General features: G+C 71.6%; 14 protein-coding genes. 8 read left to right on the plus strand and 6 right to left on the minus strand.

Annotated elements, in window-relative coordinates:
- The first annotated feature begins 42 nt into the window (after positions 1 to 42).
- From SACE_RS20695 to SACE_RS20705, 3 genes are read left to right on the plus strand one after another with little or no spacing between them, the layout of a single operon-like run.
- Positions 43 to 717: a DJ-1/PfpI family protein gene (locus tag SACE_RS20695; protein WP_009951392.1), complete on the plus strand. Its 675-nt coding sequence runs from the start codon at positions 43 to 45 to the stop codon at positions 715 to 717.
- Complete coding sequence (locus tag SACE_RS20700) at positions 714 to 1,187, plus strand: DUF2269 family protein (RefSeq protein WP_009951391.1); 474 nt, start codon at positions 714 to 716, stop codon at positions 1,185 to 1,187. The genes SACE_RS20695 and SACE_RS20700 overlap by 4 nt, the downstream gene beginning before the upstream one ends.
- A gap of 2 nt (positions 1,188 to 1,189) precedes the next feature.
- Entirely contained in the window at positions 1,190 to 1,486 is a 297-nt protein-coding gene (locus SACE_RS20705; protein WP_231849712.1) for a DUF3817 domain-containing protein, read from the plus strand.
- Between the two features lie 48 nt (positions 1,487 to 1,534).
- Here SACE_RS20705 and SACE_RS20710 read toward each other — a convergent pair whose 3' ends face one another.
- The 6 genes from SACE_RS20710 to SACE_RS20735 form a co-directional block, all read right to left on the minus strand.
- A complete protein-coding gene (locus tag SACE_RS20710; RefSeq protein ID WP_009951388.1) occupies positions 1,535 to 2,029 on the minus strand; it encodes a hypothetical protein in 495 nt (164 codons plus the stop codon).
- Positions 2,030 to 2,291: 262 nt separating this feature from the next.
- Entirely contained in the window at positions 2,292 to 3,272 is a 981-nt protein-coding gene (locus SACE_RS20715; RefSeq protein WP_029622213.1) for a phosphotransferase, read from the minus strand.
- Positions 3,273 to 3,363: 91 nt separating this feature from the next.
- A complete protein-coding gene (locus tag SACE_RS20720; RefSeq protein WP_009951386.1) occupies positions 3,364 to 4,245 on the minus strand; it encodes an MIP/aquaporin family protein in 882 nt (293 codons plus the stop codon).
- Positions 4,246 to 4,479: 234 nt separating this feature from the next.
- Positions 4,480 to 5,187, minus strand: a complete 708-nt coding sequence (locus tag SACE_RS20725; RefSeq protein WP_009951385.1) for a thioesterase II family protein — start codon at positions 5,185 to 5,187, stop codon at positions 4,480 to 4,482.
- Positions 5,188 to 5,256: 69 nt separating this feature from the next.
- Positions 5,257 to 6,375: an ABC transporter permease gene (locus SACE_RS20730; protein WP_197537700.1), complete on the minus strand. Its 1,119-nt coding sequence runs from the start codon at positions 6,373 to 6,375 to the stop codon at positions 5,257 to 5,259.
- Positions 6,375 to 7,355, minus strand: a complete 981-nt coding sequence (locus tag SACE_RS20735) for a daunorubicin resistance protein DrrA family ABC transporter ATP-binding protein (protein WP_011874291.1) — start codon at positions 7,353 to 7,355, stop codon at positions 6,375 to 6,377. Before SACE_RS20735 ends, SACE_RS20730 begins: the two co-directional genes overlap by 1 nt.
- A gap of 221 nt (positions 7,356 to 7,576) precedes the next feature.
- Here SACE_RS20735 and SACE_RS20740 point away from each other — a divergent pair, with 221 nt between their 5' ends.
- The 5 genes from SACE_RS20740 (at position 7,577) to sbnA (ending at position 15,081) form a co-directional block, all read left to right on the plus strand.
- Positions 7,577 to 8,560: a clavaminate synthase family protein gene (locus tag SACE_RS20740; RefSeq protein ID WP_011874292.1), complete on the plus strand. Its 984-nt coding sequence runs from the start codon at positions 7,577 to 7,579 to the stop codon at positions 8,558 to 8,560.
- Positions 8,561 to 8,758: 198 nt separating this feature from the next.
- Complete coding sequence (locus SACE_RS20745) at positions 8,759 to 11,968, plus strand: non-ribosomal peptide synthetase (protein WP_011874293.1); 3,210 nt, start codon at positions 8,759 to 8,761, stop codon at positions 11,966 to 11,968.
- 20 nt (positions 11,969 to 11,988) lie between these two features.
- A complete protein-coding gene (locus SACE_RS20750; protein WP_009948751.1) occupies positions 11,989 to 12,981 on the plus strand; it encodes a TauD/TfdA family dioxygenase in 993 nt (330 codons plus the stop codon).
- A 31-nt stretch (positions 12,982 to 13,012) separates the two neighbouring features.
- On the plus strand, positions 13,013 to 14,038 hold the full coding sequence (gene sbnB, locus SACE_RS20755; RefSeq protein ID WP_009948750.1) for a 2,3-diaminopropionate biosynthesis protein SbnB: 1,026 nt from the start codon (positions 13,013 to 13,015) through the stop codon (positions 14,036 to 14,038).
- A gap of 59 nt (positions 14,039 to 14,097) precedes the next feature.
- On the plus strand, positions 14,098 to 15,081 hold the full coding sequence (sbnA, locus tag SACE_RS20760) for a 2,3-diaminopropionate biosynthesis protein SbnA (RefSeq protein ID WP_009948749.1): 984 nt from the start codon (positions 14,098 to 14,100) through the stop codon (positions 15,079 to 15,081).
- Positions 15,082 to 15,130: the final 49 nt, after the last annotated feature.

Genomic DNA, 15,130 nt, shown 5'->3' on the forward strand with positions numbered 1-15,130 from the left:
CTAGCTTCGTGGTGACCAAGCCCGAGGAGGACTGGACCGCCGATGTTCGCCCAGATCGTGTTGTTCGACGGGTTCGACCCGCTCGACGTCGTCGCCCCGTACGAAGTGCTCAGCGCCGGTGGAAACGCCGCAGGTGGCGCGCTGGAGGTGGAGCTGGTCTCCGCCGAAGGCGCGCGGGAGGTCCCCAGCGGTGTCGGCGCGTTGTCGCTGCGCGCGACGGCGCGGCTGGACCCGGGGCGCGGCGGCCTGCTCGTCGTGCCCGGTGCGGCCGGACGCCTCGAGGGCGACGGCGACGACACCGTTGTCGCCGTCCTCCGTCGCGCGCTCGGCACCGAGCTGCCCGTTCTGCTGCGGGAGGCCGTCGACCGCTCCGGGCTGGTCGTCTCCACCGTGTGCGGCGGCTCGTTGCTGCTGGCGATGGCCGGCCTGATCCAGGGTCGCAGGGCGACGACGCACCACCTCGGCCTCGACGAGCTCGCGGCAGCCGGGGTGACCGCGATCAAGGCCCGTGTCGTCGACGACGGCGACCTGGTGACCGGTGCCGGCGTCACCTCGGGACTCGACCTGGGGCTCCACCTCCTGGAGCGCGAGCTCGGACCGCGCGTCGCGCTCGCCGTGGAGGAGCTGTTCGCCCACGAGCGCCGCGGCACCGCGTGGCGCGACGCCGGGGCTGCCGCGGTGCCGTTGGCCGCCGAGGGCGCTGGAGCGGTCGCGTGACGAAGGTGCTGCTGTCCATCCACGTCCTGGCCGCCATCATCGCGATCGGCCCGGTCACGGTCGCCGCGAGCATGTTCCCCGCCGCGGCGCGGCGTGCCATGGCCGCCACCGACCGCGGGTCCGGACTGGCCGTCGTCCGCACGCTGCACCGAGTCTGCCGCGTCTACTCCGCAATCGGGATCGTCGTGCCGGTCTTCGGGCTGGCGACCGCGAGCAGCCTGGGCGTTCTGGGCGACGCGTGGCTGATCGTCTCGATGGTGCTGACCGCCGCCGCGGCGGCGGTGCTGGGCCTGCTGGTGATCCCGCGCCAGTCCGCCATCCTCACCGAACTCGGTGCGTCCACCGAGGCCACCGCCGAGCGGCGCGGAGCGCTCGCGCGGCTGGCCATGCACACCGGGATCTTCAACGTGCTGTGGGCGGTGGTGACGGTGCTGATGATCGTCCGGCCCGGCTCGACGACGGGGGCCTGAACGTGAGTTCCCGGCGGGTGCTGCGGATCGCGGCCGGTGTCGAACTGGTGTCCCTGGTCGTGCTGTTCACCAACATTGCGACCGTGCACTGGGACGGGGTTTCCTCGCTGGTCGGCCCCGCGCACGGGTGCGCGTACCTGATCGTCGTCGTCCTGGCGTTCGCCCGCCGGGCGGGAGCACGGGTGGGCTCGGCGGCGATGGTCCCAGGGTTCGGCGGTCTCATCGTCCTGCGGCTCCTCGCCGGATCCGCGGACCGGCAACCCCTCGACCAGCGTGGATTGAAATCCGAAGGAGGTTAGGTGCGGTGCAACGCGCCGGTCACGGGCCGTAGCCGGCTGACGGGCGCGTCAGCGGCCTTCCGGTGAAGACGGCTCGGAGACGGCCGGGGGCGGCACCACGCTGGCCTGGATGAGCTTGCGGGCACCCCGGTCCAGGGCGGTCAGCAGCGCGGGCACCGCGACCGACGACTGCTCGTCGAGCTTGTCGCGCAGGCTGAACTGGTCGTGCGCCTCGTGCAGCAGCCGGCGCTGCTCGTGGTCGCGGATCTGAGGCAGCAACCGCCGTTCGATCACGCCACAGGCGCCCTCGGCGATCTGGTCCAGGGCGTCGAACGACGGCGGGATCAGGCTCGCGATGGTGGCCAGAGTGTCGAGCTCCCGCGCGGGGCCGACGTCGACGACGTCGGCGGCCACGGTGGCCCGCCGCTCCAGGTGCCAGGCGATGAAGTCCCGGAGGTGGGCGTAGAGCTCCGCGGCGGCACGAACCCGGTCCGAGTCGTCGGCGTACCGGTGGGAGAAGTACTCGGTGGTGCAGTCGAGCATCGCGCTCGGATCTTCGAACATGTCGGTGCGCTCCGGCTTCGGCGGCTTCCGAATTCCGCAGTGGGCGTGCGATCGCGAGCAATGATGCACCACCGCCGATCAAGGGGATCCGCGACCTCCGAATTGTTACCTTTGGATGCGGAATAGCGAATTCCCCGGCCGGATCGTTCCACTTGCACAGGCGAAGAACGCGATGTCCTCATCGAGTCCGCGTGGCGCGGAGCCCTGCCCGGTCGCGCTGAGGAAATGATCGCGAATTCGAGTCCCACGACCGAAGCACCTTTCAACCGGACCCGAGCCGGTCGACGGTTTCGGTGAAACCCTTCCACGCAGTCTCGGTGTCGGAGGTGCGTTCGTGCGGACCGCGGAACCACGCCACGAACTCGGCGACGTCCACCAGGTCCCAGCGCAACCGGTAGAGCGCGAGCGCGTCCGCGTCGAGTTCCCGTCCGGTCACCTCCACGTACCGGGCGAGCGCGGCGGGGTCGCCGGAGACCACCGACAGGTCGCGTTCGGGGACGGCCAGGCCCACGGTGTCCCAGTCGACCAGGCGGTACCCGTCCTCCCGTGCGAGCAGGTTTCCGGGATGCGGTTCGCCGTGGGTGACGACGTGCCGCGCGCCGCGCGCCCGCACCGCGTCGGCCAGCCGGTCGAAGTCGACCAGCCGGTCGCGGAGGAGAGCCGCGTGCTCGGCTACCAGTTCTCGTGCCGGCTCGGCGAAAGGACCGCCCTCCCAGACTCCCGGGAGCTCGCCGAGTGCGGCTTCCATCCCGGCCCGGCCCGCCGGGTCCAGCACGGCTCGCGGTGTGCGTTCCGGTGGTGTGCGGGCGTGCAGGGCCGCCAGCATGTCGAGCACCTGGTTCCGTCGCTCCGCCGCCATTTCCTGCCCGAACTCGCCGGATTCGCCGGTAACGAACGGGAAAACGCTCATCGCGTAGCGGTCGTCGAGCGCGACGACCGGATCGCCGCCGGCGGAACGCAGGGGCGCGACCACGAAGTCCAGGCCGCCCTCGTGCAGGGAAACCGCGGTGCCCATCGCACGGCGCAAGCCGTCCAGCGCCGCCGTCGCACCGCGCCCGCAGTGCTCCTTGTGCTCGAGGTCGGAGACGGTGACGAACCACCGCCGCCCGTCGCCATCGCCGGCTTCCCAGTGGTGGTCACCGAAACCGACGGGGACGTAGACCGTCGTGGTGGCGCGGATACCGAATTCTTCCATACCGCGCAACACTTTTTCTTCGGGCAGGCACAGAGGAAGTTCTTGCACGCAGTCACGCTAGCAGAACCTCCGGTGCGGCCTTCGGCCGGCGAAACCGCACCGCGGCGGCGGAAACACCCGTACGGCCTCCCGGGCTCGCCTACGGAACACGCCCGGCCTCGGGTTCCTCCTCGCCGCGAGCCGTGAGCACCTGGCTGATGAGAAGGTCGTAGACCAATGCCCCGATCACGCCTCCGATGAGCGGGCCGATGATGGGGATCCAGAAGTAGTTGCTGAACCACTCGTAGGTCCCCGGGAGCGAGATGTCCCCCCACCCGGTGAGGAACGTCCACAGCCGTGGACCGAAGTCACGCGCCGGGTTGATCGCGTAGCCCGCGTTGGGACCGAAGGTCAGCCCGATCACGCCCACGACCATGCCGATGAGGTACGGGGCCATGTTCGCCGCGGGCGCGGAGTTGCGCTTGTCGGTGAGCGCGCAGATGAGCAGGAGCAGCACGGCGGTGCCGACGATCTGGTCCAGCAGCGGTCCCCACCACGATCCCCCGAAGTACTCCGCCGGGAAGGTGGCGAAGATCGCGAAGGTGTCCAGGGACTCGTTGCGCGGCGTCCCGGCCTTGGCGTTGAAGGCGTCGATCGCCCAGCTGTAGACCGCGTACACCAGCGCCGCCGCGACGAACGCCCCGACCAGCTGTGCGATCCAGTACGGGACCACCTTGCGCCAGGGGAACACCCGCCGCACCGCGAGCGCCAGGCTCACGGCGGGGTTGATGTGGGCGCCGCTGACGCCGCCCGCGGTGTAGACGCCGAACACCACGGCGAAGCCCCAGCCGAAGGCGATGATCAGCCAGTTGGCGGCACCGAAGGAGTCGGCCTGGCGTCCCGATCCGGGCAGCCCGGCCACCGCGACGGCGACCGAGGCGCAGCCCAGCAGGATCAGGACGAACGTGCCGAGGAACTCGGCGAGCATCTCACCGCCGAGGCCCGCTCGGTAGCCGCGGCGGCCTTTCCCGGACTCAGCCATCGCTCCTCCTCGTCTTGTGGTGGCCGAGGGCAGCAGACTCTTACCTCCCCCAGCGGGCGGCACGGACCCGCACGGCCCGTCGTACGCAAGACCTACCCGCTGAGCCGCGCCCTACACCCGCCCGCACGAGGCAGGCTTGGATGCGAATCGATTTCGGTTCGGCGCCGCCCGTCGCGCGGACGACGGGTGCGAACGCGCGTTCGCCGCGCCGCCCCTGTACCCGCACGCGCGGCCTCACCCGGAAAGCGCGCTCTGCTCCGCGAAGCGCAGGACCTCGGCGCGCACCACCGACAGGACTTCCGGGTTGGCCTCGGCGAGGTAGAAGTGCCCGCCCGGGAAGCGGTGGCTGCGGAACGCACCGGTGGTCGACCGCTCCCACGCCGCGAGCTCGTCGCGGTCGACCTCGTGGTCGTCCTCCCCCGCCATGGCCACCACCGGGCAGTGCAGCCGCCGGCCCGCGGGCGCGGTGAAGCTCTCGCTGAGCGTGAAATCGGCGCGCAGCGTGGGAAGCAGCAACTCGACCAGCTCGGGGTTGTCCAGGACCTCCCGCGGGGTACCGCCGAGCCTGCCCAGCTCGGCGAGGAACAGCTCGTCGGGGAGTTCCGACAGCCGCCTGCGCCGGGTGGGCAGGTGCGGTCCGCGACGCGCTGACGCGACGACGCCCAGCGGGCCGGTCCGGCGCGCGACCTCCCACGCCAGGCCGGCGCCCATGCTGTGGCCGAAGCAGGCGTGCGGGCGGTCCAGCGACGGCGCGAGCTCGCGGGTGACCTGCTCGGCCAGCGCCTCCATTCTGGTGTGCGCGGGCTCGCCGATGCGCGCCTCGCGGCCGGGAAGCGGTACCGGGACCACCTCGATCTCCGGGCCAAGCGCCCCCACCCACGGCCGGAAGGCGGCCATGCCGCCGCCGGCGTGCGGGAAGCAGAACAGCCGGATGGGTTGCACCTGCTCGTCCTCTCGAGTCCGCTCGTCACAGCCGACGAGCACGTTTGCTGGTTCAGGCGCCGGCGCCGCCTACGCGTAGCGCCGGTACTTCCACACCGACAGCGGCACGAACACCAGCAGCATGCCGCCGATCCACAGGAACGCACCCAGCGCCGACGGCGCCACCGGGCCGCCGAGGAACAGGTTCCGGCAGGTGTCGGTGACCAGCGTCGTCGGGTTGACCTGCGCGAACGCCCGAAGCCAGCCGGGCATGGTGTCCAGCGGCACGAACATCGAGCTGCCGAACTGCAGCGGGATCGTCCAGATGAACCCGATCGACTGCACCGTCTCCGGGCTCTTGAGGGCCAGGCCGATGAAGGCCGAGATCCAGCACAGCGCGAAGCCGTAGGCCAGCAGCACCCCGAACGCGGCCAGCGCCGACAGCGGGTCGGTCTGCACGCGGAACCCGATGACCAGCGCGAAGACGAACATCACCAGCTGCCCGAGCAGCACCCGGCACATGTCGGCCGAGATCCGGGCCGACAGCACCGCCGAGCGCGCGATCGGCAGCGCCCGCAACCGGTCCATCACGCCCTTGCTCGCGTCGACGTTGAGCGTGACGCCGGTCAGGCGGGAGGCGAACGACACCGTCTGCACCATGATCCCGGGCAGCAGGTACTGCTTGTAGTCGCTCTGGTCGCCGTTGGCGATCGCCCCGCCGAAGACGTAGACGAAGATCAGCGTGAAGATCATCGGCATCAGCGTGGCGTCGAGGATCGCTCCCCGGTCGTTGACCACCTGCAGCAGGTTGCGGCGGGCGATGGCGCCGGTGTGGCGCAGCGTCGCGCGTGGTCCGACGCGGCCGGAGACCTCCCGCATTCGCGACGGCTTCGACGGCGGTCCCTCGCGGCGCGGCGACTTCGGCGGGTTCTCGCCACGCTGCGGCGGTTCGTCGCGGCGCGGCGTCCGCTGCGGAGCCGCCGCGGGCGGCGGCCCGGACCTCGCGGGCGGGGGCGGCTGCGGCGCGGGCCGGGCGTGCGGGGCCGGGGCCGATCGCGCCGGCGGCTGCGGCGGCGGACCGCCCGGCCGCTGCGGAGCGGCCGGGCCGCGCCCCGGCGGGCGCTGGCCCGGTGGCGGCACGGCGCGCTGCCCCGGCGCCTGCGGGCCGGGCGTGCGGCGCGGCATCTGGCCTCCGGTGGGAGCGGCCATCAGAACACCCTCCGCAGCACGACCGTGGCGTCCGGGTCGGCCGGGCGGTGCGGCTTGTCGGTGAGGGTCAGGAACACCTCGTCCAGGCTCGGCAGGTGGGTGTCGACCCCGGAGATGGGCAGCCGGGACGCGGCGAGCATGTGGATCACCTCGGTGAGCTCGGACTCGTTGACGATCGGCACCGACACCAGCGAGTTCTCGGCGTCCACCCGGAAGTTGCGGGCGCGCATGGCGGTGAGCCTGCGCGCGAGCTGGTCCAAGTGCTCCTGGCCTGCCGTGCGCACGCGCAGGACCTGTCCGCCGACGCGGGCCCGCAGTTCGCTGCTGGTGCCGGAGGCGATCACGCGGCCCTGGTCCATCACGACCACCGAGTCCGCCAGCGCTTCGGCCTCCTCCATGTACTGCGTGGTCAGCAGCACCGTGGTCCCTTCGTCCACCAAGGCGCGCACGGAGTCCCAGAGGTTGTTGCGGCTGCGCGGGTCCAGGCCGGTGGTGGGTTCGTCGAGGTAGAGCACGGCGGGGTCGCCGACCATGCTGGCGGCCAGGTCCAGCCGCCGGCGCATGCCGCCGGAGTACTTGCCTGCGGGCCGCGACGCGGCCTCGACCAGGTCGAACTGCTCCAGCAGTTCGTCGACCCGCGCCCAGGCGCGCTTGCGCGGCAGGTCGAGCAGCCGGGCGATCATGTAGAGGTTCTCCCGGCCCGATATGCCCTCGTCGACCGAGGCGTACTGGCCGGTCAGCCCGATGAGCCTGCGCACCTGGTTGGCCTGCTTGACCAGGTCGTATCGGCCGATGCGGGCCCGACCGCCGTCGGGCCGGATCAGGGTCGACAGCATCCGCACGGTGGTGGTCTTGCCCGCGCCGTTGGGCCCGAGCAGGCCGAGCACGGTGCCCTCCGGGATCGTCAGGTCGACCCCGTCGACCACCCGGCGTTCACCGAAGCGCTTGACCAGTCCCTCGACCTGGACGGCAGCCGTCATGACGCGGGGTCCCGCGACGGGCGGCGCGTTGCGGTCCACATGAGACTGACCCTTCGTCGGCGTACCTCTGCTCACTCGCACCGCACGCTAGACCCCGGGCTTATCGGGCCAATATCGGAAAAGGAATCGATATCGCCGCAAAAGCAGGCTTGCCTAAGTTCGCTGCCCGGGTCGCCGTGTGCGAACGGCGAGGAGTCGAGGAGAACCGGAGGATGGTGCACATGTCGGTGGCAGTCCGCACCGAGTTGCCCGCGCAGACGGCGGTGGTGGAGCCGTCCGCGGCACAGGAGATCGAACGGGTGGCGCTGGGCCTGCTGCCCGTCGCGCAGGGCAGGATCGACGACCAGGGCTGGGTGTCGGCGGCGCGCGAGGCGTGGGAGGAGCTGCCCGCATCGGTGCGCACGGCGATCCGGCGGTTCCGCCGGGATTCCGGCACCACGGGTGCGCTCGTGGTCAGCGGCCTCCCGCTGGGGCCCGGCGAGGTGCCCGACACCCCGACGGCCGACGGTTCCGTGCAGCGAACCGCCACCGTCTCCGCGGCGGTGCTGATGATGTTCGCCTGCGGGCTCGGCGATCCCGCCTCGTTCCGGCCCGAGAAGTCCGGCGCGCTGGTGCAGGACGTGGTCCCGGTGCCGGGCAAGGAGGAGTTCCAGGGCAACGCCGGCTCGGTGCTGCTGTCGTTCCACGTCGAGAACGCCTTCCACCCGCACCGCCCCGACTTCGTGATGCTCTCGTGCCTGCGGGCCGACCACGAGGCCGTCGCCGGGCTGCGCACCGCGTGCATCCGGCAGGTAGACCACCTGCTCAGCGACGCCGCGCGGGAGGCGCTGTTCCGCGCCGACTACGTCACCGAGCCACCGCCGTCGTTCGGCTCGGCCGACAGTGACCCGACCCCGCACGCCGTGCTCAGCGGCGCGGAGGACGACCCGGATCTGAAGGTGGACTTCGCAGCGACCAGGCCGCTCACCCCGCGGGCGCGCGAGGCGATGGACGAGCTGCAGAAGCTGTTCGCCGACAACGCCCACACCCACTACCTGACCCCGGGTTCTCTGGCCATTGTGGACAACAGGGTCACCGTGCACGGCCGGACCGCCTTCGAGCCCCGCTACGACGGCAGGGACCGCTGGTTGCAGCGCAGCTTCGCGCTGGCCGACTTCCGCGCGTCCCGCGAGCACCGCACCGCCGACGGCTACGTGCTCGACTAGAGCGTGTTCCAGAGGTGGCTTGCGCAGTGGGTCGCCTGGCGCAACCCCGGCCGCCTGTGAAGCAGAACCCAGTCGGGTCCGGCGGCACCCGGCACGCCGGACCACCGGCCGGATCGGCGAAAAAGTTCCGATAACGAGGCAAAAGGCGACGCGCATAGCGTTGGGCGCGGCCAGCCACTACTGGAGGGAGAGCCTCGGTTGAACCAGTCAACCGCCGGAGGGCGCGGATTCTGGGCGGAAGTGCTGGAGAGCGCCGCCTTCACGCCGATCCCCCGCTGGTACGAACCCACCGTCGGACCGGATCCCCGGACCGAGGTGCACGAGCGCACGCTGCCCGACGCCACGGTCGAGGCGCTTCGCGCCGCTTCCGACGCGCTCGGCGTACGTCCCGGCACCGTGCTGCTGGCCGCTCACGTCAAGGTGCTCGCCGAGGTCACCGGCGAACGGCACGTGGTGACCGGCTACTGGACCGGGGAGGGCGACCCGATGCCGTGCTCCCTCGCGCTGCCGGACGGTTCGTGGCGCGAGGTCGTCGAGCACGTCGGCCGCGCCGAGACCGCCCTCCGCGAGCACCTGCCCGGCTCGCTTTCCGAGCTGGGCCACACCGGGCCGCTCTTCGACACCGTCTTCGACCTCGCGGGCTCGGCCGCCGGAACCGACCACGCCGCGTTGCACGTCAGCTGCACCGGCGACGCGCTGCGGTTGAGCTATCGCGTCGAACTGCTGAGCCCTGAGCAGGTGGACCGCCTCGGCGGGTACTACCTCGCCGCGCTGCGGCTGATCGGCTCGGACCTCGACGCCGCGCACACCGACGGGTCGCTGCTGTCGGACGCGGAGGTCGAGTTCCAGCTCACGGGACTGGCGGGCCCGGAACGCGCGCTCCCGGACCTGCGCGTGCACGAACTGTTCGAGCAACGCGTGGACCGGCACCCGGACGCCGTCGCGGCGGTCCACCAGGGCCAGGAGTGGACGTACCGCCGGCTCGACGAGCGCGCCAACCAGATCGCCAACGCCCTGCTGGGCCGCGGACTGCGGCGCGAGGACGTCGTCGCCGTGGTCACCGACCGCAACCTGGACTGGATGGCCTCGGTGCTGGGCGTGTTCAAGGCCGGCGGCTGCTACCTGCCGGTGGAGCCCGACTTCCCGGCCGACCGGATCGCCAGGACGCTGAGACGCAGCGAGTGCCGGTTCGCGCTGGCCGAGAGCGGCCGCACCGCCAACCTCGACCAGGCCGGGGCGGAGGCCGAAGTGCTGCCGCTGCGCGACATCGACGGCGACACCACCAGGCCCGGGGTGCCGGTCGACGCGGACCAGCTCGCCTACGTGTACTTCACCTCCGGCTCCACCGGCGAGCCCAAGGGCGCGATGTGCGAGCACGCCGGGATGACCAACCACCTCTACGCCAAGATCGACGACCTCGGCATCGGCGAGGGCGCGGTGGTCAGCGAGACCGCTCCGCAGTGCTTCGACATCTCGCTGTGGCAGCTCGTGAGCGCGTTGCTGGTCGGCGGGCGGACGCTGATCGTCGAACAGGACGTGATACTCGACGTGCAGCGGTTCGTCGACACCATCGCCGAGCACGGCGTGCAGATCGCGCAGCTCGTGCCCTCCTACCTGGAGACCGTGCTGTCCTGTCTGGAGGACGCGCCGCGCCCGCTGCCCGCTCTCCAGTGCGTGTCGGTCACCGGCGAGGCGCTGAAGAAGGAGCTGACCCAGCGCTGGTTCGCGACCTATCCCGAGGTGAGGTTGGCCAACGCCTACGGGCTCACCGAGACCTCCGACGACACCAACCACGAGGTCATGTCCGAGGTCCCGGTCCGCGAGCGGGTGCCGCTGGGGCCGGCGGTGAACAACACCCGCGTCTACATCGTCGACGAGCGGCTGCGGCCGGTGCCGCTGGGCGCTCCCGGTGAGATCGTCTTCTCCGGCGTGTGCGTGGGCCGCGGCTACATCAACGACGAGGAACGCACCCGGGCGGCGTTCCTCCCCGATCCGCACCGTCCGGGGCAGCGGCTCTACCGCTCCGGCGACTTCGGCCGGTGGCTGCCGGAGGGCAAGGTCGAGTTCCTCGGCAGGCGCGACGCGCAGGTCAAGATCCGCGGGTTCCGCATCGAGATCGGGGAGATCGAGAACCAGCTGCTGCGCGCTCCCGGCGTACGCGACGGCGCGGTGGTGGTGACCGAGGACGCCGGCGGCAACAAGCACCTGGTCGCCTTCCACACTGGCCAGGAGGACATCGCCGCCGACGAGTTCAAGGGCTTCCTGCGGCGAAGCCTGCCGCACTACATGGTTCCCGAGCACTTCCACCACTGCGAGGCGCTGCCGCTGACGGGCAACGGCAAGACCGACAAGAAGGCGCTCTCCGCGCTCGCGGCCGAACGCGCGGCCGCCGCGGGCGAGCACCAGCCGCCGCGAACGCCCACCGAACGCATGCTGGCCGGGAAGTGGGCCGAGGTGCTGGGCGTGCCGGTGTCCGAGATCGGCCGCGACGACCACTTCTTCGATCGCGGCGGCACCTCGCTGTCGGCGGTGCGGCTGATCATCAAGCTCGACCGGCAGGTCTCACTCAAGGATGTCAACGGCCGCCCCGTGCTCGCCGACCTGGCAGCGGTCATCGACGGCAGGACCGGTGCCGGCGGCGGAATCCTGCAACGCCTGTCCACAGGGGACGGATCCGGCCACGGGCTGGTCGTGTTCCCCTACGCCGGCGGCGGGCCGGTCAACTTCCACTCCTTCGCCCAGGCGTTGCAGTCGCGCGGCATCGCGGTGCACGCGGTGGAACTGCCCGGCCACGACCTCGGCGCCGACGCGGGATCGTTCGCGGAGCTGGAGCAGATCGTCAAGGAGGTCGTCGCCGAGATCGGCGGGCTGGGCCTGCGCACGGTCTCGCTGTGGGGCCACTCCGCGGGTGCCGCCTTCGCCGCGTACGCGGCCCGGCTCCTGGAGGAGCAGGGCACTGCGGTGCACCAGGTGATCGTCGCCGCGCGCGCGATGGACACCGTCGAGGAGTTGCAGGCCGACATCGCCGAGGCCGGCTCGCTTTCCCTGGAGCGGATCAAGCAGCGGCTCAGCGCGCAGGAGGCGTTCCGCGAGCTCGCCCAGCTGCGCACCGAGCACGCCGACAACGTCGCGCAGGCGTACCGGCACGACGTGCGCAGCGCGGCGCAGTACCTCGTCGACGTCCAGGTCAACCCGCCGCAGCCACGGCTTTCGGCGCCGCTCACCGTCGTCTTCGCCGAAGGCGACCCCGGCAAGGCCGAGGGTCTGGCGCGGCACCACCGGTGGGAGGCCGTGGCCCGGCACGTCGACCACCGGCAGATCTCCGGTGGCGGCCACTACTTCCTGGCCACCCACGCCGCCGAGGCGGCGGCCGTCGTCCGCGGCGCCGCCGAGTCCCCGACCGCCTGAAGAACCGAAAGGTACGACCGATGGCTTCACCAGCCGCTGACCTCGACCTCGCCCTCACCGCGGGCAAGCCGGCGATCCTGCACGCCGGCGACGTCGCGGAGGCCGCGCCGTGGGCCGACGCGCACCGCGCCGAGCTGCGTTCGCTGGTCGACGAGCACGGCGCCGTCCTCGTGCGGGGCCTGTCGCTGAGCACCGCCGAGGAGTTCGGCCGCATCAGCGGGGACCTCGCCGGACCGCTGATGCGCGAACGGGAGGCGTTCGCCCGCCGCTGGACCTACGCCGACGGCGTCTACTCCTCCTCGAAGTGGCCGCCGAACCAGCCGATGTGCATGCACCACGAGCTCAGCTACACGCTGGAGTTCCCCGGCCTGATGATGTTCGCCTGCCTGGGCGCCCCGGCATCCGGTGGCGTGACCGGCGTGGCCGACGCGAGCGCGGTGCTGCGGGCGCTGCCCGCCGACCTCGTCGAGCGGTTCGAGCGGGAGGGCTGGCAGCTTGCGCGCAACTACAACGAGATGGTCGGCGTGCCGTGGCAGGAGGCGTTCGGCACCGAGGACCGCTCCGTGGTCGAGCGCTACTGCCGGGAGAACTCCATCGAGTTCGAGTGGGACGACATGGACGGGCTGCGGACCAGGCAGCGCCGGTCGGCGGTCATCCGCCACCCCAGGACCGGCGAGCGGGTCTGGTTCAACCAGATCGCTTTCCTCAACGAGTGGACCATCGACCCGGAGGTCCGCGACTACCTCGTCATGGAGTTCGGCCCCGGCGGACTGCCGTTCAACAGCCACTACGGCAGCGGAGAGCCGATCGGCGACGACGTGATCGCGCTGCTCAACGAGGTCTACGAAAGGCACACGCTGCGCGAGCCGTGGCAGGCGGGCGACCTGATGCTGGTCGACAACATCGCCCGGGCGCACAGCCGCGAGCCCTACGAGGGCTCCCGCGAGGTGCTGGTGGCGATGGGCGACCCGGTGCGCCTGGCCGAGTGCTCGCCGACCATCGCACTTCCCTGACCGCCCGAACCACCGACCCCGGAGTAGAAGCATGTCCGCAGTCCCCTCGTTCACGGTGATATCCGGTGCCGAGGTCCAGAATTCGCTCGACGGCCGCCAGAAGCAGGTCGTCGACATCGTGGAGGCGGCCTACCGGCTGCACGGCGAGGAGCGGACGGTGAACCCGCCGTCGTACTTCCTGCGCTTCCCCGAACGCCCCACCTCCCGCATCATCGCGCTGCCCGCCTCACTCGGCGGGGACTCCGCGGTGGACGGCATCAAGTGGATCTCCAGCTTCCCCGGCAACGTCGCCGCCGGGATCCCCCGCGCCTCGGCGGTGCTGGTCCTCAACGACCACGACACCGGATACCCCTTCGCGTGCCTGGAGAGCTCGGTCATCAGCGCCACCCGCACGGCCGCCTCGGCCGCGCTGGCCGCCGACCGCCTCACCCGCGACCGCGGCCGCCCCCGCCGGGTGGGCTTCTTCGGCGTCGGCCTGATCGCCCGGTACCTGCACGACTACCTGCAGGCCACCGGCTGGAGCTTCGACGAGATCGGCGTCCACGACCTCTCCGCCGAGCACGCCGACGGGTTCCGCGGCTACCTGGAGCGGGCCGAGTCCGGGCCGCGGATCACCGTGCACGACAGCGCCGAGGAGCTCATCCGCTCCAGCGACCTGGTCGTGTTCGCCACCGTCGCGGGCACCCCGCACGTCCACGACCCGGCGTGGTTCGAGCACAACCCGCTGGTGCTGCACGTGTCGCTGCGCGACCTGTCGCCGGAGATCATCCTCTCGGCGGTCAACGTCGTCGACGACGTCGAGCACTGCCTCAAGGCCGACACCTCGCCGCACCTGGCCGAACAGCGCACCGGCAACCGCGACTTCCTCGACGGCACGATCAACGACGTGCTCTGCGGGCGGCTCTCCGTCCCCGCCGACCGGCCGGTGGTGTTCTCCCCGTTCGGCCTGGGCGTGCTGGACCTGGCCGTGGGCAAGTTCGTCTACGACGAGGTCACCCGCAACGGCCACCCGACGGTCGTGCCCGACTTCTTCTCCGAGCTCAAGCGCTACGGCTGAGCTCCAGGGGCCTCACCGCAACACGCTCGGTTCGTTCCCGCCAAGACGGAGATAGCTCGGTGCCCATCATTTCGCAGCCGCACGAATTCAACGAGGACGACCTCTACGTCGACCTCCGGCCCACCTTCGGCGTCCCGCTGTACGTCAAGTGCGAGGGGTTCAACTTCGCCGGGTCGATCAAGCTGAAGGCCGCCGACGCGATGGTGGCCGCGGCCGAGCGGTCCGGGGTGCTCGGTCCCGGCTCGATCCTGGTCGAGTCGTCGTCGGGCAACCTCGGGGTGGCGCTGAGCGTGATCGCCGCCAGCAGGGGCTACCGGTTCGTGTGCGTGACCGACTCGCGGTGCAACCTGGCGACCAAGCAGGTGATGGAGTCGCTGGGCTGCGAGGTGCACACCATCACCGAGCCCGACCGCGACGGCGGGTTCCTGGCCGCCAGGCTCGCCCACGTCCGCGAGCTGTGCGAGGGCGACGACCGCTACGTGTGGCTGAACCAGTACGCCAACCCGGACAACTGGTCGGCGCACTACCGGACCACCGCGCCCTCGATCGACCGGGCCTTCCCCAAGCTCGACGTGCTCTTCGTCGGAGCGGGCACCACGGGCACCCTGATGGGTTGCGCCCGGTACTTCAAGCGGTTCCGCCCTGCCGTGAAGGTCGTGGCGGTCGACGCGGTCGGCTCGGTCACCTTCGGCGGCCCGGCCGCACCCCGCATGATCCCCGGCCTGGGGACCGGGGTGCGGCCGCAGCTGCTCGACGAGTCCTTCGTCGACGACGTCGTGCTGGTCGACGAGATCGACACCGTGCGGACCTGCCACCGGCTGGCCGCGCGCGGCTTCCTGTTCGGCGGCTCCACCGGCACGGTCATCAGCGGCGCGACCCGGTGGATGGACGCCAACGACGCCGGCCCCGCCACCACGGCGGTGACCATCGCCCCCGACCTCGGGGAGCGCTACCTCGACTCGCTGTACCAGCCGAGCTGGGTGCGCGAGGTCTACCAGACCGATGCGCTGGACCTGGCCAGCGGCGGCGTCGGGGCGCGCTGAGCCGAGGCGCCGACACGTGTGCCGACGCCCACCGCGGAGAAACCGTGGT

Source organism: Saccharopolyspora erythraea NRRL 2338 (assembly GCF_000062885.1).
In the GTDB taxonomy this organism is placed as follows: domain Bacteria; phylum Actinomycetota; class Actinomycetes; order Mycobacteriales; family Pseudonocardiaceae; genus Saccharopolyspora_D; species Saccharopolyspora_D erythraea.